The sequence below is a fragment of the Pantoea sp. EKM20T genome, assembly GCF_011800485.1.
GTDB classification, from domain to species: domain Bacteria; phylum Pseudomonadota; class Gammaproteobacteria; order Enterobacterales; family Enterobacteriaceae; genus Pantoea; species Pantoea agglomerans.
Genome location: NZ_JAALFW010000007.1, coordinates 88,621 through 114,643 on the forward strand (window position 1 = coordinate 88,621; position 26,023 = coordinate 114,643).

The 26,023-nt window shown below is 60.3% G+C and carries 5 protein-coding genes; all 5 read right to left on the bottom strand.

The annotated features are described in order from the left end of the window. Positions 1-407 precede the first annotated feature (407 nt). A complete protein-coding gene (locus HFD94_RS13920; RefSeq protein WP_010248368.1) occupies positions 408-1,577 on the bottom strand; it encodes an HlyD family efflux transporter periplasmic adaptor subunit in 1,170 nt (389 codons plus the stop codon). Continuing rightward, positions 1,574-3,727 (bottom strand): type I secretion system permease/ATPase, encoded by a 2,154-nt coding sequence (locus HFD94_RS13925; RefSeq protein ID WP_010671026.1) that lies wholly within the window; start codon positions 3,725-3,727, stop codon positions 1,574-1,576. The genes HFD94_RS13920 and HFD94_RS13925 overlap by 4 nt, the downstream gene beginning before the upstream one ends. 16 nt (positions 3,728-3,743) lie before the next feature. Next, positions 3,744-5,099 carry a TolC family outer membrane protein gene (locus tag HFD94_RS13930; RefSeq protein ID WP_122890040.1) on the bottom strand — a complete coding sequence of 452 codons (1,356 nt, stop codon included), beginning with the start codon at positions 5,097-5,099 and terminating at the stop codon, positions 3,744-3,746. 304 nt (positions 5,100-5,403) lie between these two features. Beyond that, a complete protein-coding gene (locus tag HFD94_RS13935; RefSeq protein ID WP_122890041.1) occupies positions 5,404-7,347 on the bottom strand; it encodes an Ig-like domain-containing protein in 1,944 nt (647 codons plus the stop codon). Positions 7,348-7,694: 347 nt separating this feature from the next. Continuing rightward, positions 7,695-25,700 (bottom strand): Ig-like domain-containing protein, encoded by an 18,006-nt coding sequence (locus HFD94_RS13940; protein ID WP_167433224.1) that lies wholly within the window; start codon positions 25,698-25,700, stop codon positions 7,695-7,697. Positions 25,701-26,023 lie beyond the last annotated feature (323 nt).

Here is a 26,023-nt window from a genome sequence, read left to right on the forward strand (position 1 = left end):
ACGGATCGATAAAAAATGGCGCACAAATCGATAAACCGATTCAGAGAGCTATGTTATCAACAGGTTACATAAGAGTATTCCGAAGCACTGAATGATAAAACTTATACGGCATCTGGTAATAGAATAGACCCCGCTATCATCATTTATTCCATTATTACCTTCATTCTCCCCGAATGAGATGTACAACTTATTATTTCCCGCCGGACAAGTTGTCCGGCATTTTTTTGCCTGCTATTTACCGTTGCGTTATATCTTCGTAAACTTTCTTAACCGGGTTAAATTAACTACGGCCTGTTTCCGCACATATTGTTAAAATACGCACACTTTGCGCCCTGGCTGCCCAAATATCCGCCATGTTAATTTATCACCGTAATTAAGCAGGCGGATATTTAAGCTGGTGCGGATTTTCAGCGCTCGCGCATCGATTCTTTGACTTTATTCAGGGGCTTAATCAGATAATCCATAACCGATTTCTGACCGGTTTTAATCTCTACATTGGCCACCATACCGGGCACGATCGGGAATTTTCGTCCGGCACGGTTAGTCAGCTCGGCTTTCTGGGTACGAACATAAACACGATAGTAATATTGATCACGTTTTACCTCATCCTGCAGGGTATCTGGCGACACCGTTTCAACTTCGCCGTGCAGATCGCCATAGATAGAGGAGTCATAGGCGGTCACTTTGACGGTAGCCGCCAGACCGGGCCGGATATAAGCGATATCGCGTGGATTGATGCGCGTCTCAATCAGCAGTTGATCCTCCAGCGGGACGATTTCCATCAGTTTACCGCCAGGCTCCAGTACCCCACCGACCGTGGTGACCTGAATATCTTTAACAATGCCGCGCACCGGTGAATAGAGCGTGGCACGCGTCAGCTGATCCTCTTTGCCTGCAGCAACCTGCAATTGCGCATCCAGTTCGGCATTATTTTTCACCTGCTCTTCGTGGGCGCGCACCAGATAGTCATTGCGCGCCTCATCGATTTTGCCGCGCAGATCGCTGACCTGACGACGCAGTCGAATCACCTCGACCTGCCCTGCTGCGCCTTTGGCAACCAGCGGTTCCGTCAGGCGCAGTTCATCCTGCACCAGTCGCAGCGACTGCTGCAGATTACTGATGGTTTCGGTGAGATTACGGCGTCGCGACTCGTAGAGCTGCCGTTCGCGCGTCACCAGGTTCGGCTCCTTCAGCGTTTCGGCGCTGAATGTCAGCGGCGTGCCCGACAGCTCCGCCTCCAGCCGCTCGGACGAGGCGCGCAGGGTGCGCACTTTGGCCTGCGCCTCGCCGAAGTTCGACTGGAAGCGTGTCGGATCGAGGGTCGCCAGCACCTGCCCTTTTTCGACAATGTCGCCCTCATGCACGTTAAGCTGTTTGACGATGCCGCCATCCAGGCTGTCGATCACCTGCGCGCGGCTGGAAGGGGTGACTTTACCGGTGCCGACCGTGACCTCATCCAGAATGGCAAAGTGCGCCCAGATGAGAAAAATCGCCAGCGCGGCGGTGCAGAGCCAGATAATCGCCGATGTCCGGCGCTCATGACGGGCAAGATCTTTATCAACAATAACCAGACTCATGCGGTGTCTCCTTTACCTGGCGACGGTGCCGGCGCGGGTGTCGTCGCACGGCGCAGGATCTCGTCACGCGGGCCGTCGGCCACAATCCGGCCGTTATCCATCACCACAATACGATCGACCATCTTCAGCAGCGCCGGACGGTGCGTCACCAGCACCAGCGTCCGGCCGCTGATCCAGCCCTGTAGCTGACGGATCACATGCTCCTCCAGCTGTTCATCCATCGCCGCGGTGGGTTCATCCAGCAACACCACCTGCGGCTGACGCAGGATCAACCGGCTCAGCATCACCATCTGACGCTGGCCGCCCGAAAGCCCTCGCCCGCCTTCATTGATAATGCGGTCCAGGCTGGCGGCATCCTGCTGGACCAGCGACAGCGCGCCACTGATGCGCAGCGCCTGCAGCATCTCCTGTTCGCTGGCATGGGGATTGCCCAGCATCAGATTCTGCCGCAGCGTGCCAAAAAAGAGGCGGGAGTCGTGCGACAGCCAGCCAAGCTGACGACGTAAATCGGTGGGATCGATACGCTCAATATCGACACCATCGACAATCACTTTGCCCTGGGTAGCCAGCGCCTGACCGGCGAGGATCTTCAGCAGCGTCGATTTCCCTGCTCCGACTTTGCCCAGTATGGCAATCTTCTCGCCGGGCTTAATCTGCAGCTGCTGAACGTTGAGCACATTCTTTTCATTCTCTTCGTCATAGCTGTAGTGCACATTGCGCAGATCGTACTGGCCGGTGAGCGTCGGGCAGTGTGCCAGCGTCGTCGCTTCAGGCTGATCAAGCGGCTTTTTCAGCAACTCGTCCAGCCCTTTCATCGCCATTTTGGCGTGCTGCCAGCGCGAGAAGACCATGGTCAGCTGCATCAGCGGGGCGATGGTGCGTGATGAGAGCAGGCTGCAGGCAACCAGCGTACCGGTAGTGATTTGCGAATCGAGCACCAGATAGACACCAAATACCAGCATGCCCGCATAGGTGAGCTGCTGCACAGTCGAGGCCCAGCCAGTGAGACGCGCGCCCCACAACCGCTGCTGATTACTGATTGAGGCGCTGACTTCATGCGTCTGCTCCCACTGACGCTGAAAATAGGGTTCCGCCTGCAGCGCCTTGATATCCTCAATCCCTTCAATGGTCTCTACCAGCACCGCATTGCGCAGCGCGCCCTCGCGCAGCCCCTCTTTGGCCAGCCGCGCCATCGGGATCTGCACCAGCAGACCGGGAATGACGATCAGCGGGATCGCTGCCAGCGGAATCAGCACCAGCCAGCCGCCAACAAACGACATGATAAACAGGAACAGGATAACAAACGGCAGATCGGCCGCTGCGCCTACCGTGGTCGAGGTGAGCAGCTCACGCACCTGGTCGATCTCACGCAGCTGCGAGATAAACGAACCGGTCGACTTCGGACGCGCCTCATTACGTATGCTCATCGCCCGGGCAAACAGCATGGCCGAGACTTTCAGGTCGATGCGTTTGCCCATTAAGTCTGACACTTGGGTCCGCATCAGCCGGATCAGATACTCAATGGCCGCAGCGATCAGCACGCCGACAAACAGTACCCACAGCGTGGACTGCGACTGGGCCGGGATGACCCGATCGTAGACCTGCATCGAAAAGAGAATACCGGCCAGTGCCAGCACATTACTGATCACCGAGGCCAGCGAAATTTCCGTGATACGGCGGCCCATACCGCGAAAATTTTTCCAGAACCAGTGTGGTTCATAAGGCTGAACGAATTCGTCGATGCGCGCATCACGGCCACGCGCCGCTACGCCAATCACGCCTACATCGCCCTGGGCGCGTGCCAGCAGTTCTGATAACGCGCTTTCACGCACCACATCGCCACCTTCACTGAGCCAGTAGCGCGCGCTGTTGTCTGAATCGATGCTCTCCAGCACCGCCACGCTGGCATTCTCCAGCACCAGCACCACCGGGGTGATCTCCTGACGCCAGCGCAGTTTGTTCTGCGGCACCATGGTCAGATGCAGTCCCAGCAGGCCGGAGAGTCGTTCCAGCTGCTGTGACACCGGCAGATGTTCAAACCAGCGCATCTGCTGACGCAGGGTTTTGCCATCGGCAGGTTTACCGAATCGCGCGGCTACGCGCAGCATGGCGGCAATCCAGTTATCGGTATTCAGGGTTGATGTACTCATTATTAATGCCTTATCGCTATTGCAGCGAAGGAAGGAGATCGCCGCTGCTTTGCTGGCGATCGATACCCATGATATCGAGCAGATTGTCTACCGCGGCGGCATAACGCACGGTGGCGTCCCAGCCATCGTAAAGCGCGGTGATACGTGAGCTGTCAGCCTGAAACACATCCTGTTCCACGCTAAGCAGATCGTTCAGGCTGCGCTTACTCAGGCGATATTCATCGGCGTAGACATTACGGGTATGGTCGGCGCTGGCCAGCTGCACTTCCCCGGCAGCCTGCCGCTGCTGCGCGCCAATCATGTCGGCATAGGCGGTAGAGGCGTTTTGATTGATGGCGAGCTTGGCCTGCTGAATAGCGGCCTGCGCCGCTTCACGATCGCCCTCTGCTGACTGGGTTTTTGCATTCACCAGGCCGCCCTGATAAAGCGGCGCTTCCACCTGCAGCTGCACTTCATCATCCCAGTAAGATTGACGATCGTTTTCATAGCGGGTCCGGCCCGCCTGCACTTTAATCGTCGGCCAGTGACCGGACTCTGCCTGGCGCACTCGTTCACGAGCGGCTTCCTGCTTCGACTGCGCACTGCGCACCGCCGCGCTGCTTTCATAGGCGATTTTGTCGAGGGTGATCTGCTGCTTAAGCAGCGCCTGTGGCAGTTCAGGCAGCGTAGCGGGGACCACGCCGGTCAGCACGGTCAGTTGCGCGGTGGCGGAACGATGCTGGGCGCGATATTGCTCCAGCGTGGCCTGCATCGCGGCGATGCGGGTTTCCGCCTGCAGCACGTCGGACTGGGAATTGAGGCCGGCATCGGCGCGCAGCTTCGCGATATCCCGCACGCGCTTCAGCGAGGCAATATTGGTATGCGCCGTTTCTGCCAGCGCCTGGTAACGTTTGACTTCGAGGTAGGCCTGCAGCGTATCTTCCGCCACGGTGGTCATCGAGTCGAACAGGCTGTAACGATAAGCATCCGACAGCGCGTGCTGCTCATCGATGGCGCTGCCGGTGCGGCCAAAGTCGTAGAGCAGCTGGCTGAGCGTGATGCCACCGGAGCCGTTATTGTTCAGGCTCCCGGCGGAGTCGGTCTGATGAGAGCGTCCCGCCGCGCCCTGCAGTGAGATCTGCGGATACCAGGCGCTGCGGGCGGCATCAAGATCCCCCTCACCGATGTGGATCTGTGCCGCCGCTTCCGAGATTTTCGGATTGCGGGCGAAGGCCCGAAGAATGGCGTCGCGCAGCGTTAAGCTGGCAATCTGCTCTTCGGTGGGCGCGGCGCGCCAGTTAAATTCGGCTTTAGGTAACGGTGCGGCAAAGGCCGCGTGCACTGCAACGCCACTCAGGGCGCACAACAAAAAAGTTAATCGCGCTTTGTACATTATCCATACCAACAGGGGTTCTTATCATCATGGTGTTTTTCCTGGTGAACAAAGCGAGCAAAAAGGGGTGCTACTCAGCGTCTGACAGATTTACTGCGTTATTTTATTTATGGTTCGCAAGCGAGACGCTAAACGACCTTTAACATTATTAGATCAGATCCCGCGCTTATTCCTGCTAAAAACAGATGAAATCGTTAATATTTCTGCTGAACGAACGAAAAGCAACCACTGAGCGAGCTCGCGCCAATCCAGACAGGCTTAACAGACCTGTCCGGAAGGCAGTGCGTTTACTAATGTGTCAGCGTCAGACCAGGGGGTGTGCCGCAGGATGCAGCAGCAGGTGGTCGGCGAGCGTATAAGGAATATCAGAGAACAGTTGACTTTCCTGCGGTGCGGCGGCGGCAGAAGATGCCTGCGCCACATGCGCCGTCTCCGCCTGCTGGGTCAGGCTGACCGTCTCCAGCAACTGGTCCACCGTCTGACCCTCCAGCGGGTTGGCACTTTCAGTATGTGATGCCACCTGCACCGTCTGGCTGGCACTGGCCAGATTACCGGCGCTGTCTTTGCCGCTGACTGTCATCTGGTACTCACCATCGTCCAGCGGTGCCAGCTGCCCGGCCAGAATAGTCAGCGCCCAGCCGCCATCGGCTTTTACACTGGCGCTGTAGTGCTGATCGCCCAGCGTTAGTTCCACCAGGCTGCCCGGTTGCAGATGACTGGAGCTGCCCTGAATCAGATGCCAGCTGTTGACATCGGCAGCATCAATTTTGTTATCACCAAAAGCCGTGTCCAGGGTCAGCGTCGGCCGCTGGTGCACTGCTACGGTAAAGAGTTTATCGCTGGTCTGGGTGTCGCTGTTGCCATATTCATCCCAGCGGTGAAAGGTGGCGGCGACCGGGCCATCCGGCAGCGCCAGCAGCTCGCTGGAGGTCAGTGTTACCATACCTTTGGCATCGGGCTGGTAGGTTTTACCGTTGATCTCCAGGGTGTTGGCGCCTTCAACGTAGAAGCTCAGATCGTGCTGCGCCTCCTGATAGTTGAGCGTCATGTCACCGCCGATATCCATTTCGGTGTAGATCGGAATAAAGCCGGTGTGGATATTCAGCTCATGCGTGACGTCGATGTAGTTTTTGGCCCCGTCGATCGACCAGGCGCGGATTTCCCCAACGTTGATAAAGGCGTGCACATCCGCTGCCGGGATCACCACCTGCCAGTGTCCATCATCGCCTATGGTGGCGGCATAATCTTTCTGGTTGGCACCCGTGATCACCAGGCGATGGCCCGGCATGACGGTGGAGAGCATGCCGCTCAGTAGCAGATCCTGCTGGCTTTCTGCCAGGTTTATCACATCGTCCGCAGTGACCTTATCGAAGCTAATTTTTGGCAGGCTACTTAGATGGGTGATCAGCGTCAGATCGTGATATTCGGTGGCGGTTTTTCCATTGGGATCGGTCGCCGTGACTTTCAGGCTGTAGACCCCGTCTTTCAGCGCCTGCATATCGCTTTCATGAAATGAGCCATACCACTTACCGTCGTTTCCCATGCTGGCGGTGGTGGTTTGCGTCCCCAGCGTCAGTTTCAGCACCGACCCCACCGGCAAATGCGTTGCGCTGCCGCTGATCTCAACGCCATAAATGCTCTCAGCAATACTCACTGCGTTATCACCACTGACCGTGTCCACGGTCAGCGTAGGTTTGATCGTGCGATCGGTATAGAGACCAAAATCTACGGTGGTTGCCGTGCTTTGCCCTGCTTTATCGGTAATGGTCAGCGTCAGCGTGTGGTTGCCATCCGCTACGCCTTTCAGCGCATCAGCCGGCATTGAGGCGTTCCAGTAGCCCCACTTATTGACGGTGCTGTGCCAGCTTTGATCGTTGAAGGTCAGCGTGACGGTGGAGCCCGCTTCTCCTTCCGCACGGCCGCGCAGATGCACCGGCTTTTGCGCTTCCCAGCCGGCGATCACGCCATCACTGGCGATCGGTTCATAGGGTCGCAGCATAGCGGGCGGCGAACTTTTGACCGCGCTGACAGCCAGTGTGCTGTCGTTGAGCGGGCTGCTATGCAGTGACTCGGTGGAGAGCGTAGTGATCGGCAGGCTCTGTCCCGGCGTGGCGAAAGGAAGGCTCAGACTTTGCGTGGCGGCTGGCGCAATGGCGGGCACAGCGCTATCGGCAACGGCAAAGTCGCTTACCGCCGTCTGGAAAATGGATTCGAGCCGGATGGTACGAAGCGTATCGCGTGATGACATAGGTAACCTCAGTTCAGAACAGAAACGCAGACAAAAACCATCGGATAAACCGATCGTTTAGTCTGACGACATGGTAGTGGGACAGCTGAAGCTGCCCGTTTCCGCTGGTCGGAACCGGTTACCCGCAGGTAACAAGGATTGATAAACAGGACGCTAATAAAAGCGCCAAATAGAGTCAGAATGCTGATTTTACGGCGTGACGCCGTTTGTTGCGCCTACCCTAATCTTTCATTCTGCTAATGAATAGTGGCGATAATCTGGAAAATGCAATTATCACGTGACTAAAACAAAAAAAGCGGGTGCTTTCGCACCCGCTCTATTCATCTTCTGAACAGACCTTTCAGTCACTACACAACATGAACCTGCAGGTTCTGCTGCACCAGCACATCGCCCAGGGTGTTATCACTGGTCAGCGCCGAGTTGTGGTAGATCTCAAAGACTCTGCCCTCAACGGTACGCTCGCCCGTCACTTCCCAGATTCCGCCGTTGCTGTTAGCCAGTGTCACCTGGCTGCCATCTGCGCCTTTGATCAGCAAATCGTCACTCTGCTTATCCGTGATATTGAGTGCTTCATTGAGATCGAGCTTCACGGAGTTGGTTCCGGTTTTACCCAAATCGAGCACCTCAACGTGTTCGACCTTCAGGCCCAGCGCGGTGAGATCCAGACTGAGATGCTCACCATTCAGCACCAGGGTATCGGTGCCTGCGCCGCCATCAATATGGGTAAAGTTAAGGTCACTGACCGTCACGATATCCGCCCCGCTGCTGCCGGTCACTGTCGCCCCCTCAATGGTGCTGCCATCGGCCAGCGTAATCACGACGCCGCCGATGGTGTACCCCGCCTCCTCTGCCGGTGCCGCTGCCACCGCGGCGTCATTTGCCGCCGCGTTTTCACTGCTGCCGACGGGTGTCACGGTATCCGCTTCGGTGATCAGCGTGGAAGCCACCGCCACATGGGCGCTGCTCTCGTCGCTGCTGGTGCTGCTGTTATGCTGCGTCTCCGCGCTGGCGACAGTAGCGCTGTCATCCGCCACCGAGAACAGCGCAACCGATTCGTTTGCCGCCAGCGTCACCGGTAGCACGGCACCCAGTAACAGGGTATTGGTGGTCGAGTAGCTGTTACCGGCCGCGTCGGTAATCGTGACTTTCGCCAGCGTTCCCAGCGACAGCAGCAGGCCCCCCACCGACAGCAGTGAAGGTGAGAAGTTAACCGCGTAACGCCCCAGCGCATCGGTCGTGGTGTTCAGCGTCGGGCCGTTGTTGCCGTTGGAGAGCAGCAGCGTAACGTTCACTTTCGAGCCCTGCGCGGCATTCAGCGATCCCCCCTGCACCACCAGACCCGCCAGTAAGGAACCGACGATGCTCAGCACCGGATCGACCCCGACCAGCGGCTGATTGTGTGACAGCGCGGTAAAGCTGCTGGTGCTGGTTGCGGTGTTGCCGCCAATATCCGCCACCGTGACGGTGAGAGGATGGCTGCCATCGGCGATCCCTTTCAGCGTCGCTGACGGCACGCTGATGCTCCATGCGCCATTCGCACCAATAGTAGTGGTGAGGATATTGCCCGCCACGTTCACCGTCACCGTGCCGCCCGCCGCGTTGGTGCTGGTTCCTCTGATGGTTTCAGTACTGTTGGCTTCCGCAATATTGAGGTAGCCATCGCCGCCAAAGAAGCTGTTGACGCTGACCGTTGGCGTGGTGTGACTGACCACACCCAGCGACGCCGAGGTGTTGCCAATGCTGCCCGCACCGTTGGTCACGCTGGCGGTGACAGTCTGTAGACCGTCAGTAATGGCAGCAAGGTTAGCCGCCGGAACAGAGAGACTCCAGTTGCCGTTGCTGCTCACCGTCGTGCTGTAAGTCTGGCCACCCAGCGTGACACGCACGACCGATCCCTCGGCGTTGCTGGCGGTGCCGCTGATGGTCTGCGCCGTTTTCACATCCACCGCGCTCAGCGCACTGTCACCAAACAGCGAGGTAATGGCGACCACCGGCGTCGACTGACTGATGACGCTCAGCGTTCCGCTGCTGTTTGCCACGTTACCGTAGGCATCGGTGCCGGTGACCGTGACGGTTTTACTGCCGTCAGTGATAGCAACCAGATCCGCTTTCGGGACGGTAATACTCCAGTTGCCGCCGCTGACCACTTTGGTGGTGTAGGTCAGGCCATTCAGCGTGGCGCTGACGGTTGAACCGGCAGAGAGGCTGGACGTCCCGCTCAGGGTCTGGTTAGAGGCCAGATCCGCGGCGCTCAGCACACCATCGCCAAACACCGTATTCACCGACAGGGTCGGCTGGAACAGTCCCAGTGACACGCCCGCGCTGGTGCTGCTGACGTTTCCGACCGGATCGGTGACGGCCGCGCTGACGGTGAAGTTCCCGTTCAGCAGCGTTGACAGAATCGCTGGCGAGACGGCGGTTGAGAAACTGCCATCCGCGTTGACCTGCGCGTCGACGATAGTGTTGCCAATCGTCAGCCTGACGCTGCTACCCGCAGCCAGCCCGGAGACCGTGCCGCTGATGGTCTGAGTCACCAGCGACTCCGCCAGGTTCAGCACGCCGTCGCCAAACAGCGGACTGAGGGTGACTTTCGGCAGGTTGTGAATACCGACCAGTGCCCCGGCCGTGGTGCTGTTGGTGTTACCCGCGCTGTCGGTGACGCTGATGCCCACGGTCAGATTGCCATCTGCAATCCCCTGCAACAGCGCTGGCGTCAGCGAGACGTTAAAGTTGCCATTGGCATCGGTCGCCGTCACCAACTGCTGTGAACCTACCGACACCACCACGCGCGATCCCGCTTCCGCGCCGCCAATCACCCCACCGATCACCTGGGTGACCAGCGAATCCGCCACGTTCAGCAAACCGTCGCCAAACAGCGGATTCACGGTGATGGTCGGCAGCAGCGTATCGACCCGGATACCGGCGCTGGTGCTGGCGGTATTGCCCGCCGCATCCGTTACCGACGCGCCCACCGTCAGGTTGCCCTGCGCCAGCGTGCCCAGAATATCTGGCGTCACCGTGGCGCTGAACGCCCCGCCCGCACCCACGGTGGCGGTCACCTGGCTGTTGCCAACCGAGAGCGTCACCACACTGCCCTGCGCGACGTTGTTCACCACCCCGCTGATCACCTGTCCGGTGGCGATATCGGCCAGGTTCAGCACCCCATCACCAAACAGTGAGGTCAGCGAGATTGATGGCGTCTGAGTAAAGATGCCGATGGATGCGCTGCTGGAGGCGACATTACCCGCCACGTCTCTGACGCTGACGCCCAGCGTCAGATTGCCATCCAGCAGAGAGGTCAGATCGCTGCCCGGCAGGTTAACGCTCCACACTCCACCCGCCTGCACCGTCGTGCTGTAACTCTTGCTGCCAAAGGTGACCGTTACCTGGGAACCCACCGCCGCATTTTCTATCACGCCACTGACCAGTTGTCCGGCAGCGGCTTCCGCAATGTTCAGCAGGTTATCACCGCCAAACAGCCCGGTGAGCGCGCCAACCACCGGCACCGCATCAACAATCGCCGTGACGGTTTCACCGACGGTACGGGTGTTGCCCGCGGCATCGGTCAGGGTGACGTCAAGCGCAAGATTGCCATCGCTTAACAGGCCCAGCACCGAAGGCGGCACCACGATGGCCCATTTACCATCCTGGCCCACTGACGCAGAGAGCGTTGTGCCGCCCAGCACCACCGATACCGTGGCGCCCACACCCGCCGAGGTCGCAACCCCGGAGATAGTCTGCGCCACCGTGGTATCCAGCGCGCTGAGCGTGCCGTCGCCAAACACCGAATCGACCACCAGCGTCAGCGCACTGTTGACCACTTTGTTGACCGTCAGCGTGGCGTCGGTCTGGTTGCCGGCACCGTCATTGACCCGCACGCCAAACACCAGCGCACCGTCAGTGAGACTCGACAGAACATCCGGCGCGAGATCGATGCTCCAGCGTCCGTCAGCACCCACCGTCGCGGTGGCGATCGGCGCGGCATCGCCCAGATAGAGACCGATGGTCTGGCCTTCTGCTCCCTGCGCGCTGCCGGTCAGCACCTGGCTTAGCACCAGGTCAGCGGCGTTGATCACGTTGTCGCCGAGGAACGCGTCGACCAGGACCAGCGGCGCGGCGGTATCTACCGTCACCGTCTGGGTGGTCGTCGTCACGTTACCAGCCGCATCCGCCAGCTGCGCGGTGATCACCGGCGAGCTGCCATCGGGAAGAGCCTGCATCGCGCTGGCAGGAACCGTTGTGGACCAGGTGCCGTTGCTCTGCACCACGGCGTTGTAGGTCTGATTATTGAAGGTCACCACCACCGTGCGACCCACTTCGCTGAGATCGGCGGTGCCACTGATGGCCTGGCTGGTGGCACTTTCATTGCCATTGACCTGGTTGTCACCGGTAAACGGATTGAGAGTCAGTGCCGGTGGCGTAAGGTCGATCAGCACGTTACCGCTGGTGGTCACAGGGTTAGTGCCGTCGGTAGCATTCACCGTGATGGCGACGCTGCCGTCCGCATTGCCAAAGGCGCTGACCGGCAATGCCGCCGTTGACCAGTTGCCCGACCCATCCAGCGTAGTCGCGTACTCCTGACCATTGATCGACACCGTCACTACCCCACCCGCGCCGAGGTTAGCGGAGGTGCCACTCACTACCACACCACCCGCCACATCCTGGGTGCTGATGATGTTGTCGCCCGACACCGTGCCCAGCGTAACCAGCGGCCCTGGCGGTGGGGTAAGATCTACCGTCAGCGCAACCGTGCCGTTGGCGGTATTGCCTGCCAGATCGGTCACTGCCAGCGCCAGGGTCGTCGATGGACCAAAGGTGGCCATCTGTTCTGGCGTCAGCGTTACACTCCAGTTGCCGTTGGCTGCCACTATCGCGGTGCCAAGCAGCGTGTCATTCAGTGAGATCGAAACCACTGATCCCGGCTCGGCTCCCGCTGCGGTGCCGCTGAGACTCTGCGGCTGAATGCTCTCGGCGTAGTTCAGCGCATTGTCACCGGTAAAGGCGGCAACATTAAGCACCGGTGGTGTGGTGTCGAGCACCAGCGAACTGTTAATGGTGGTGCTGTTGCCCGCCGCATCGGTTGCCGTCACGGTAACCGGATAGGTGGCATCCGGCAGCTGTGAAAGCTCCGCCGTTGTCAGTGGCACCGTCCAGTTACCATTGGCATCGACGGTTGCAGAATAGGTTGTGCCGCCAAGCGTAAGCTGCACAGTCTGATTCGCGCCCGCCTCACCGGTGGTTCCGCTCAGCGTCACTCCCGCGGCAACATCGCCGCCATTCACATAACTGCCAAGGAATTCCGGATTGACCGCAGGCTGCGGCGCGCTGAGATCCGCGGTGAACGGCAGCTGCGCCGACGCGCTGTTGCCCGCCGCATCCACGACGTTAACCGTCAGTGATTGCGCACCGTCAACCAGTGAACTCAGGGCGTTGGCAGGAATGTTAACAGTCCAGTTACCGTTGCTCGCCACGGTGCCAGAATAGAGGCTGCCGTTGACATCCACGGTAATGCTGACCGCCTGGTTCGCCCCGACACTGCCGGTGGTGCCGGTCAGGGTCACCCCTGCCGCGGCTTCACTGATGTTCAGCAGGTTGTCGCCGCCAAATGCGCCTGGGTTGAAGGTCGGCACAGGCAGCGCCACCTCTGTCACCACGTTCTGCGCCGTCGCGTCGCTGTTACCCGCGATATCGGTCGCCGTCACGGTAATGGTGTGGGTGCCGCTGGTGAAGGTGGCTAACTGCGCTGGCGACAGGGCCAGAGACCAGCTGCCATCGGTCTGCACCGCGGCTGCCAGCGGCTGACCGTTGTTAAAGCCGGAGATCAGCACCGTTACCGTCTGTCCGGCACCAGTAATGCCGGTTGTGCCACTGAGGATCTGTTCACCGGCCGCCTCTGCTGCGTTCAGCGCACCGTCGCCAAACGGCAGGTTCAGGGTGACATCCGGCAGCGCGTTAACGGCGACCAGTATCGTGCCGCTGGTGCTGCCGACGTTGCCGTTCGCATCGGTAACCGTCACGCTCACCGGCCAGTTGCCATCCGGCAATGACTGCAATACAGAAGGTGGCAGATCCAGCGACCAGCGCGAACCATCCGCACTGAGCGTAGCGGAATAGACCGTGCCATTAACGGTCACCGTGACCGACGCGGCGTTATTAATATTCACCGCACCAGTCAGGGATCCGCCTGAGGCGGCCTCTTCAGCATTGATACGGCCATCAATAAATGGCGTATCCAGCGTTGGATTAGCAATCGGCGTAATCGCAGCGACGAACGTTTTGATCGTTTCAATGCTGTTACCGGCCCGATCCGTGGTGGTGAGGGTCAGGGTATGTTCACCGGTTCCCAGGCTGGCAATGAACTCTGGGGGCAGGCTGGCAGTCCAGTTGCCATTGGCATCGACCGTCACCGACAGCGGGATATTGTCATCGCCTACCGTGACGCTCAGGGTCTGGCCCGGCACGACGGTGGAGGTGCCGGTGACCAGCTGAACGGAGCCTGCTTCGCTGATATTAATGATGTTATCGCCGAACAGTGTCGTGTCGAAGGCGGCTGAAACAGGATCACTCTGCAGGATCTCAACGCCTGCGGTAACCTGCGCCGGATTACCGGCACCATCCGCGGCGCTGACCACCACCTGTGTCAATCCATCGGCCAGGCCCGTCAGCGCGCCCGGTGCCAGGTTCAGCGTCCAGTTACCGCTGGCATCCGTGGTGGTGCTGAAGTTCTGCCCGCCTACAGAGATGTTCACCACGCTGCCTTCCGGCAGATTGGTACTGTCACCACTCAGCGTTAACGCCCCTTCCGCATCTGCCGCACTGATCAGCGCATCGCCAAACGGCGTATTCAGCGTCAGCGCTGGCAAGGTATTAAACGCTACGTCCAGTGTCGTGGTGCTATCCGTGGTGATATTGCCCGCCGCGTCGGTGACCGAAACGGTAATCGCATTGGGGCCGTCCGCCAGCTGCTGCAGGTCAGCGGTCGGAATAGTAAGTGACCAGTTACCGTCGGCATCGGCCGTGGTGGTATAGCTGACGTTATTCAGCGTCACCGTCACCGGCAATGCGCCCGTGGTGCTGCCGCTGATGGTGAGATCCTGCAGCGACTCCGCCAGGTTAAGGGTATCTCCCGCATCGACCGTGATATTCGTCAGCGCAGGCGGTGTGGTAATGAAACTAACCTCCTGAGTGGCGGTCGCCGGATTGCCTGCGACATCAGTGGCGGTCACGGTAAAGATTTGCGTGCTGCCCGGAGCCACGCTGGTAAAGGCAGCAGACGGCACATTCACCGTCCAGTTGCCGTCAGCGTCGAGCGTGGTGCTGTAGTCAGTGCCGTTAAACGACACCGTCACCAGCGTACCCGCTGCCAGCAGGGTGCTGCTGCCGCTGACCGCGACATCCGCTGTAGCCTCGGTGGCGTTAATCACATCATCGCCGGCTACCACGTTCATGGTCAGCGTCGGCTGAACCTGCGCGCTGGCCAGCACGACCAGGCTGGTGCTGGCGCTGGCCGGATTGCCAGACGTATCCGCTGAGACCACGACCAGCAGCTGATCGCCATCCGGCAGATTACCCAGATCGGCGGCCGGAACGGTCACCGTCCAGCTGCCGTCGGCTGCCACCGTGCCGCTGTACTGAATGTTATTCAGCGTCACCGTCACCAGCTGGCCTTCCACCAGGTTGTTACTGGTGCCGCCGATGTTCAGATCCTGTAGCGACTCCGCCTGGTTAAGGAAGTTATCATCACTGATGGTCCCGATGGTCAGGGTTGGCAGGTTCAGAGTGTCAGCATCACGCGTCAGGGTCTGGGTGGCCGTGGCCGGGTTCCCCGCGGCATCGGTCATTGAGACAGCAACGGTGTAGCTGCCGTCTGCCAGCCCCTGCACGACGCTGGCTGGCAGTGTCACCTCCCAGGTGCCGTCAGAGAGCACCTGAGTGGTGTAATCGACGTTCTGGAAGCTGACGGTGACTGTCTGTCCGGCATCCGCTACCGACGCACTGCCGCTGATAGCGACCGCTTCCAGCACCTCTACCGAATTGATGATGTTGTCGCCGCCGATGGCATTGGCGGTCAGCACTGGCGGCGTGAGATCGACCGTAACGGCGCTGGTCAGCGAACCACTGTTACCGGCGGCATCGCTGGCATTGACCACCAGCGTAGTAACCCCCTCGCCCAGCGTCTGCACCTGATCTGCTGTTAAGGTCAGCGTCCAGTTACCCTGCGCATCCACCGTAGCGGAATAATCATTCCCGCCCAGCGTCACGCTGACGGTCTGGCCGTTGCCCGCTACACCGGTGCTGCCGGTCAGCGTCTGACCGACTCCCTGTTCCGCCAGGTTCAGATAACCATCGCCAAACGGGGTGTCTATGCTGACGGCCAGCGACGCCGTCGCCACGGTGATTTCACGCGTTTCAGTTACCGGGTTACCCGCCGCATCGCTGACCGTCACGGTCAGGATGTACGCCCCGGCCGGAATGCCGGCCAGCGAACCCGCAGGCAGCGTCAGATTCCACTCGCCGTTCTGGTCAACCGTGGTGGTCCAGGTCTGATTGTTCAGGGTAATGGTGACCTGCTGTCCCGCTTCGGCATTGCTGTTGCCGCTGAGAACAATCGGCGCGGTGCTTTCGGCAATATTGATACTGTTATCGCCCGCAACCGTATTCAGTGTCAGGGTCGGTGGCGTCAGATCCACCGTCACGCTGCCCTGGCTGCTGCCGGTGTTACCCGCTGCATCCTGGACTGTGACGGTATAGTTCAGGAGATCTTCCGGCAGGCCGGCCAGCGCGGAAGCCGGCACGCTGATCTGCCAGTTGCCATTGCCGTCGACGGTGCCGTTGTAGGTTGCGCCATTCAGCAGCACGCTCACCGTCTGGCCGTCACCGGTTATGCCGGTGGTGCCGCTCAGGGTTTGTGCTGTGGCGATCTCGCTGCTGTTGAGCAGGCCATCGCCAAAGGCCGAGACGATCTGCGGTGCTGGCAGCGTCGCCAGCACGCTGAGCGCTGCCTCGCTGCTCAGGGTCGCCCCGCCGCTGTCCGTTGCGGTGACAGTCAGGGTGTAAGGCCCATCGGCGAGCGCCGTCAGTGCCTCAGCCGGAACGATCACTGTCCAGCGGCCGCTGGCCGAGACCTGCGCGGTGTAGCTGATGTTGTTAAACAGCAACGTGACCGTGCTGCCCTCTGTCACGTTCACCGACGTACCGGTGACGACCAGGGCCTGACCCAGCTCCTGCGCATTCAGGTAGTTATCTTCGCTGATGGCATCCATCGCCAGGCCAGAGGCGTTGCTGTTGACGTCAAAGGTGAGATTGCTGGTGGAGGTGTTGCCCGCCACATCGCTGACTGCCACGGTAAAACTGGCGCTGCCATCATTAATCGCGGCCAGCGCACCGGCTGGCACGATCAGGCTCCATGCTCCGCTCGCCTGCACGGCGGCGCTGTAGACTGTGCCGTCAACGGTGACGGTGACCAGCTGACCCGCTTCGACGTTGGTGGTGGTGCCGGAGAGACGTTGATCGGTGAGGCGCTCCGCGCCATCGACCACGTTGTTACCGGCAAAGGCATCCAGCGTCAGGGTCGGCAGTGTGCCTGGCTCCACTTTCAGCGCGAGGTCGCGGCTGGTGGTGGTGGCATTTCCTGCCGCATCGCTGGCGGTCACGGTCAGCGGATAGCTGCCGTTGCCCAGCCCGGTGTAAACCGTGGCGGGCAGCTCCAGCGACCAGACGCCGTTGACGTCAGCGGTGGTGCTCAGGGTGGTGCCGTTGAAGCTGGCCACAATCAGGGCGTTAGCTTCGCTGCTGCCGGTCAGCGTCAGCGGCTGCTGACTTTCAGCGGCGTTAATGATGCCATCGGATGGCGTAATGAAGTTCAGCACCGGAGGCAGCGTATCCACCACGAGGTTGCCATCCGCCTGGCTGCTGTTGCCCGCCACATCACTGACGACCACGGTGTAGCCACTATTGCCCTGCGGCAATGCAGACAAGACATCGGCCGGAACGGCGACCTGCCAGTTGCCTGCAGCATCGACCGTGCCGCTGTAGTTGTTGCCGCCCAACGTCACGACGACGGTCTGGCCGTCGCCGGTCACGCCAGTGTTACCGGTGATCGTACCACCGGCAGCGGCTTCCTCTCCGTTCAGAATGCCATCATCAAAGGCCACGCCCGGGGTCGCCACCGGCAATGCAGTGGCGATCACCGTCAGGGTAGCGTCGCTGGTCGCCAGCGGCTGTCCGTTAGCGTCGCTGGCGGTGGCGGTGATGGTCTGCGGGCCATCTGCCGTTCCGGTAAAGGTGCCTGCCGGTAAGGTCAGGCTCCAGCTTCCATCTGCCGTCACGGTGGTGCTGACCGTGGTGCCGTTGGCCAGCACGGTGACAATGCTGCCGTCAGGCAGACCGCTGGTGCTGCCGCTGACCACGACGGCGCCACCCAATTCCTGCGCATTGAGGTAGTTGTCGTCACTGACGGGTGCCAGCGCGATCGACGGCAGGGTGTTGTCCACACTGAAGTCAAGCGTGCTGCTGGCGGTGTTACCCACGGCGTTGATGACGCTGACGTTCAGCGTCTGAGTGCCTTCTCCCAGTTCAGCCAGGGCGCCCGCAGGCAGAATAATGCTCCAGTTGCCGCTGGCCTCGACCACACCGCTGTATTCGATGCCATTCAGGGAGATGATCACCTGCTGGCCAGGTTCGACATTCGTGCTGCTGCCGCGAACCGTTATCGGCTGCAGCTGCTCCGCTGCCGTAACGATGCCGTCACCGGCGAAGGTGCTGCTGTCGATGGTCAGTACAGGCTGCACGTCCGGCGCGGTTGCCACATTCAGATCAACCACCTGGCTGCTCTGATTCCCGTTAGCACTGGTTTCCGTCACCGTCACCAGATTACTGCCAGGAGGCAGCGCCGCCAGCGCTTCAGGGGCGATCTGCAGCGTCCACTGGCCGTTAACGCCAACGGTGGTGCTGTAGAGCTGGTCATTGAGCTGGACCGTGACCACGTCGCCATTCTGACCACTGCCACTCACCACCAGCGGCTCTGCCAGTTCCCCGACGTTCAGCGCGTTATCACCGCTGACCGGCGCGACGACCAGCGGAGGCGGCGTAGTCGCAACCGTCAGGGCACTGTTCTGGCTGCTGCTGTTACCGGCTGCGTCGGTGACGGTGACCACCACCGGATAGCTGCTGCCATTGGTCAGACCGGCAAGCGCCGCTGGCGGAACAGCCAGCGCCCAGTTTCCGTCACCATCAACGGTGCCGGTGTAGGTCACGCCATTCAGCGTCACACTGACGCGATCGCCTTCACTGCCTGCGCCGCTGAAACTGAACCCTGCCGCCTGCTCAGCGATGTTCAGCACACCATCACCCGCGGGCGCAGCGATACTGAAGTCTGGTGCCGTGGTATCCACGGTAACCGACACTGGCGTGGTAGCCACGTTGCCACTGACGGTGGTGACGGTCACGTTGAGATCGTAACGGCCATCTGGCAACTGTTGCAGATTCGCAGCAGGCACGGTGGCGGTCCAGCTGCCATCGGCGGCAACCACTGCGTCATAGGTCTGGCCATTCAGCGCAAGGCTGACGCTACTACCCGGCGTAACGGTGCCGCTGAGGGTCAGATCGGTGGCGGTTTCAGCCTCATTAATCGTGCCATCGGTGGCAATCGGGTTAACGGTCAGCGCCGGTACGCCGGTATCAACAATCAGCGGCTCGCTGATGCTGGTGCTGTTACCCGCTTCATCACTCACCGTCACGGTAATCGGATTGCTGCCCTGCGCAAGTGCCTGCAGTCTGTCTGCGGGTATCGTCACGCTCCATTCACCATTCGCGTCTACAGTGGCCGGATAGCTGGCACCGCCCAGGGTCACGCTGACGGCCTGGCCTGGCAGCACTGTGCCGGTCAGCGTCTGCGCCGCGCTGGCTTCATCGGTATTGAGTATGCCGTCAGTGAATGGCGTGTTGATTTGCGGGTCTGCCAGCGGCGCGGTCGCCACCAGCAGCGGCAGGCTGTTCTGCACATCACCCGAAGAGACGGTAACGGTGGTCGTGCCCTGCGGCAGCGTCGCCAGATCGGCAGCCGGCACGGTCAGGGTCCACGCACCGGTTTCATCGGTCGTCGTGCTGTAGACGGTGCCGCCAGTCACCAGCGTTACGCTGATCGGGCTGTTAGCCGGCAGGTTCGCTGAACCGCCGCTGAGGATAAGATCGCTCTGCGCCTCCAGGGCATTCAGCGCATTGTCGTCACTGATTGGGGCAATCGACAGCGACGGTATGGGTGAAGTAACCACGCTAAACTGCCCTTCAGCAGGCAGCGCCGGGTTACCGGCCACATCGGTAATCGCCACGGTGAAGGTTTTATCGCCTGCACCGCCCAGCGATCCGGCTGGCAGCGACACACTCCAGCTACCGTTCGCCTGTACTACGCCATCGTAAGACTGGCCATTGATGGTCAGCAATACCGGCTGACCTGCCGGTACGCCGGTGACGTTACCGGTGACCAGAATGTCGGTGAGCTGTTCAGCGCTGTCGACCTGATTATCGCCGGTCACGGGATTAATGGTCAGCGCCGGCGACGTTGCCGCCAGCACAGTGACGCTGGTCGGTACGGTGCTGCTGTTACCATATGCATCGCTGAGTACCACATCCACCGGATAGGTTGCGTCACCCAGTTGGCTGATAATCGCGGCGGGCACCGTAACACTCCACGCGCCATCGGTATCCACGGTGGCGGTGTAGGTCTCGCCATTGAAACTCACCGTGACGGTGTCGCCCTGGGCCCCCCCGCGTCCGTCGAGTGTGAGATCCTGAGTGTGTTCAGCGATATTGATATAACCATCACTGCCCGGCGTGGAGACTTCCAGCAGCGGCGGTGTGGTGGCGAAAATCAGTGAACTGCTGGCTGGCGTGGTATTACCATCGGCGTCTGTCGCCACTACCGATACCGGTTGGGTACCGTTGGGCACATTTGCCAGGTCGGATGCCGGAACGGTGACACTCCAGCTGCCACCCTGCGCCACCACGGCGCTGTAGGCCACGTTATTCAGCGTGACGCGGATGATGTCGCCTTCGTCGCCGGTTCCGCTGACGATTAGCGGCTGCTGCGCGTCGCTGACGTTGATCACGCCATCATCGCTGAGATCGTTGAGCGTCAGAGCGGGCACCGCGGTAGCCACCCGCAGTTCCGTATTCTGAGTGCTGATGTTACCGGCCGGATCGGTCACGGTGACGGTCACCGGATAGGTCTGATTGGTCAGCGTGCCGAGATCGGCCACCGGGACGGATGCACTCCAGTTACTGTTTTCGTCAACAATGGCGGTGTAGGACTTACCGTTTAACTCCACCGTCACGCTGTCGCCCGGGGTGCCGGTTCCGCTGATTTGCAGCGGCGTAGTGAGTTCGTTGTTGGTCAGGACGCCATCACCGCCCGGAGCGGTAACGGTTGCAACCGGAGGCTGCGTGCTGACCGCCAGGGGCTGCGTCTGCGTGGTGGTGTTACCGCTGGCATCAGTCAGCGTAACTACCAGCGTATAGCTGCTGCCATCTGACAGGGCCTGCAGCGCCGCTGGCGGCACATCCACCGTCCAGTTACCCTGCCCATCTACGGTGGCGCTGTAACTCTCGTTATTCAGCGAGACAGACACCACTTCGCCCGGCAACGCACCTGAACCGCTGACCGGCAGACCGGCAGCCACTTCGCTGCTGTTGAGAATGCCATCGCCGCCTGCGACCTCTGCCACAATCAGATTCGGTGGCAGCGTGTCGACGCTGAAGTTGAGCGTCTCATCCACGCGGTTGCCTGCTTCATCAATCGCGGTAATGATCAGGCTGTTGGCGCCCTGTGGTAGTAAGGCGAGATCGGCGGCCGGCAGCGCCAGGCTCCAGCTACCGTCAGGATTGACCGTGGTGCTGTAGGTTTTACCGTTAAGTTCCAGTTCAACCTGCTGGCCCGGCACGGCTTTGCCGGTGCTGCCGCCGATCAGCAGATCGCTGCCCGCTTCCACCCGGTTGAGAAGGCCATCGGTGATTGCGCTCTCCTCCAGCGTGATTTGCGGCAGCGTGGCTGCGACTACATTCAGTTGAGCGGAGTCGGTCAGCAGTGCGCCAGTGGCGTCGGTGGTGGTGACCGAAATCAGTTTTACGCCGTCGGTGATAGTGGTGAGATCGCCTGCCGGAACAGTGACGCTCCAGAAGCCATTGCTGTTCACTACCGCGCTGTAATTATTGCCATTAAAGTTAACCTGCACCGCCTGGCCCGGGTTAACGCCTACCGCAGAGCCGCTGATGATCAGATCGCTGCTCAGCTCCTGCTGGTTAAGGAAGCCATCCACGCTGACCGGTTCACTAATGGAGACCACGCCAGGTTCGCCTGCCGCCGGGGCGACGTTAATATCGCGGGTGTCGGTAGCTGAGGCGCCTGCCGCCGTTGTGACGCTGACCGCGATGGTGCTGCTGCCCGCCGCCAGTGCGCTGAGCGCCGCAGAGGGGATCTGCGTGCTCCAGCTGCCATCCGCGTTGACCAGCGCAGTGTAATTTTGGCCGCCCAGGGTAATGGTGACCGTCTGGCCCGCCTCCACGTTGCTGGTGCTGCCGGACAGCGTCTGGTCCAGCGCTTTTTCGCTGTTATCCAGCAGATCGTCACCGGCAAACAGGGCGATCGTCACCGTCGGCGTACCCGGTTCCGCTGGCGCTTCCACCGCAATCACCCGATCTTCGCTGACTGTTACGCCCGCCTGATTGGTGACTGTGGCCGCGATAGTCGCGTTGCCCGCCGTCAGTGCCGCCAGCGCGCTGGCCGGGACGCTCAGGCTCCAGCTGCCATCCGCGCCGACCGTGGCGCTGTAAGTCTGGTCGCCCAGCGTAACGGTCACGACCTGACCCGCCTCGACATTGGTTGAGCTGCCGCTCAGCAGCTGATCGCTGGTTTTCTCATCGTTGCTCAGCACGTCATCCACGGCGAACTGATCGAGCGTGATAGTGGGCTGGCCCGGCTCGGTAACCGGCGGCTCAACCGTGATCGGCAGCGTGTCACTGACGGTGGTGCCTGCCGCGTTGCTGACCGTGACCACCAGCGAGGCAGAACCGGCTGCCAGCGCACCGAGTGCATCGGCCGGAATGGCAATGTTCCAGCTGCCGTCGGCGCCAACCGTTCCGCTGTAGCTCTGGCCGCCCAGCGTCACCGTGACAATCTGGCCCGCCTCGACGTTGGTGGTGCTGCCGGAGACCGCCTGCGCTTCCAGCTTCTCATCGTTGCTCAGGATGTTGTCGTCAGCAAAGGCATTGAGGGTTAGCGTCGGGGCATTCGGTGAAGTGCCCGCTGACTCCACCAGGAAGTCGCGGGTTTCAGTGATCTGAGTACCAGACTGATCTGTCACCGTCACATTCAGGGCTGCGCTACCGGCTGTCAGCGCAGCCAGTGAACTGGCAGGAATCGTCACGCTCCAGCTGCCATCCGCACCGACCGTGGCGGTAAAAGTCTCTCCGTTCAGAGTGACAGTGACCTGCTGGCCTTCGCCGATATTGGTGGTGGTGCCGCTCAGCAGCTGATCGCTGGCTTTCTCGCTGTTGCTGAGGATGTCATCCCCGGCAAAGGCGTCGATGGTTACGGTGGCTTCACCCGGCTGCGTTACCGGGGCTTCGACAGTGACTGGCTGCGTTGAAGTGACTGTGTCGCCCGCTGCATTACTGACCGAGACGGTCAGTGTGGTGGTGCCTGCTGCCAGCGCGTTCAGCGCGGCTGACGGCACGGCGACGCTCCAGCTGCCATCACCCTGCACGCTGGCACTGTAGGTCTGACCGCCCAGGGTGACCGTCACGATCTGCCCGGTTTCGATATTACTGGTGCTACCGCTGACAAGCTGATCGACCGCTTTTTCGTCGTTGCTCAGAAGGTTGTCGCCGGCGAAATCATTCAGGATCAGAGACGGCACACCCGGTTCCGTTACTGGCGTCTCAACTGCGATATCGCGGATTTCGGTAGTGCTCACGCCATCGGCATTGCTGACGGTAACGCTGATGGTATTAGCTCCCGCAGGCAGATTACCCAGCGCGGCTGCCGGAACAATTACACTCCAGTTACCACTGCCATCGACGGTGCCGAGGTAAGTCTGGCCACCGAAGGTGACTGTCACCGTCTGGCCCGCTTCGATGTTGGTGGTGGAGCCGGAGAGCGTCTGGGCCGTCCCTTTTTCATCGTTGCTGAGGATATCATCCCCGGCAAACTGACCAATGGTGACGGTGGGTTCGCCCGGCAGTGTGACAGGCGCTTCCACGGTGATGGGCCGCGTGCCGGTCACGGTATCACCGGCCACATTGCTGACTGAAACCGTCAGCGTCGTTTCACCTGCCGCCAGGGCGCTCAGGGCCGCCGATGGCAAAGTAACGCTCCAGTTGCCCTGCGCATCAACGCTGCCGCTGTAAGTCTGGCCGCCCAGGGTGACGGTTACCAGCTGACCGGGTTCAACATTGCTGGTGCTGCCGGTGAGTGTCTGATCGGTGGCTTTCTCCCCATTACTCAGCACGTTGTCCCCGGCAAAATTATCCAGCGTGACGGATGGCGGGCCCGGAACGACCGGCGTATCAATGCTGATCGCGCGGTTTTCACTGGCTTCAATGCCAGCCTGGCTGGTGACGACCGCGGAAATCGCAACCGAACCGGTTGCCAGCGCATTCAGTGCCGCAGGCGAGAGCGTGACGCTCCAGTTGCCCTGCGCATCCACTACTGCGCTGTAGGTCTGATCGCCCAGCGTGATGGTGACAATCTGGCCCGCTTCCACATTGGTGGTGGTGCCGCTAAGTACCTGATCGCTGCTTTTCTCGGCATTGCTGAGAATGTCATCACCGGCAAACTGATCGATGGTGATAACGGGCGTACCCGGCTGAGTCAGTGGTGGCTCTACGTTTACGGTCAGGCTACCGCTGGCAGCGGTTCCTGCCTGGTTAGCAACGGTGGCAGTCACCGTGGTGGTGCCGGTTGCCAGTGCGGTCAGCGCATCAGCAGGCACGGTAATGCTCCAGCTACCGTCGCCTGCCACGCTGCCGCTGTAGCTCTGGCCGCCCAGGGTAACCGTGACGATCTGCCCGGCTTCGACGTTGGTGGTGCTGCCGCTAAGAATCTGATCGCTGGTTTTTTCTGCGTTGCTCAGCACGTCGTCGCCGGTAAACGGGGCGATCGTCAGGGCTGGCACACCAGGGGTGGTGTCAGGTGCCTGCACCTGGATACCCAGGCTGGCGGCAGCCGCCGTGCCCGCGGCGCTGGTCACACTGACCGAAATGGTGCTGCTGCCTGCAGCCAGCGCCGAGAGTGCGGCAGCCGGTATTGAGACGCTCCAGCTGCCATCCGCCCCCACAGTGGCGTTATAGCTCTGTCCGCCCAATGTCACACTGACCTGCTGGCCCGCTTCGACATTGCTGGTGCTGCCGGACAACGTTTGTGGCGTGGTTTTTTCGCTGTTATCCAGCAGGTTATCGCCCGCAAACGGGTTCAGGCTAATGGACGGCGCAGCCGGTGTGCCGGGATCGGCGGCCGCGACGGTAATGGGCAGGCTGCCGGTGGTCGTCGTGCCCGCCGCGTTAGTGACGCTGACGTCGATGGTGGTGGTGCCTGCGGCGAGTCCCGCCAGCGCGGCAGCAGGGATAGTAACGCTCCAGCTGCCGTCAGCACCGACGGTGGCGTTGTAGGTCTGGCCGCCCAGCGTGACAGTGACAATCTGACCCGCTTCGACATTACTGGTGGTGCCGCTCAGTACCTGATCGCTGCTTTTTTCCGCGTTATCCAGAACGTCATCGCCAGCGAATGCATTGAGCGTGATAGCAGGCGTCCCCGGCGTGACCGGTGTTCCAGGATCGGTGCCACCATCATTGCCGCCACCGTTACCCCCACCGCCGCCACCACCACCACCGCCGACGCCAACGGCCAGACCGGCTAAGCCGAGCACACCCAGACCGCCCGCCGTTATCACACCCATCGAGGTGTTGGCGTTATCTGCCAGCAGCAGCGGCTCTACGCTGTCGAGTGATTCATAGGTTGGCGTGACCGACGTTGAAGCGAGTTCAGCCCCTTCTGCGGTCTGGGGAAAGAGCGCGTGTTCTGGTGGGTTGACGCCATCATCGAACACCAGTTCGCTGTGCTGGCCATCGGCGTCGTCGAGGAAGAATTTCTGATAGCGGACAGTCTTGCCGTCGCGCATATGCAACACCAGATCGTTACCCTGGCGCTCATACTGCGTCACCATGTCGCGGGTGCCGCTGATGCGCACGACGCTGGGCTCGGTGAGGTTAATGGATTGTGACGAACCGCTGACGGACTGCGAGATGAGTGTGCCGTTTTCGCGCGAGATAATGTCTACACGGCCTTGCGTGAGTTCTGCCATTTGTAACCTCTACTCCACCAGATTAGCTAATATACTGAATCCATAAACATAAAATTATTTTATGCTTACAGTGTTCACACATAGTTTCATCTTCTGAAAATCAGAAGATGTCTTAACCTGGTGTATGTCGAAACGGCAAAGCCAAAGCTGGTCACACGCTCTAATCAGAGTGGCGAGTGACGGTGTTATTGTTAGTTTTACTTGTACAGACTCACGCAAAATGTAACGTTTCTGACAGATTAAGTTTTAGCGTAGCCGTGTTAAAAAACAATTTCAATGTACAGATTTCATTATGGTTTAATCTTCATTACATAAGCCTCACT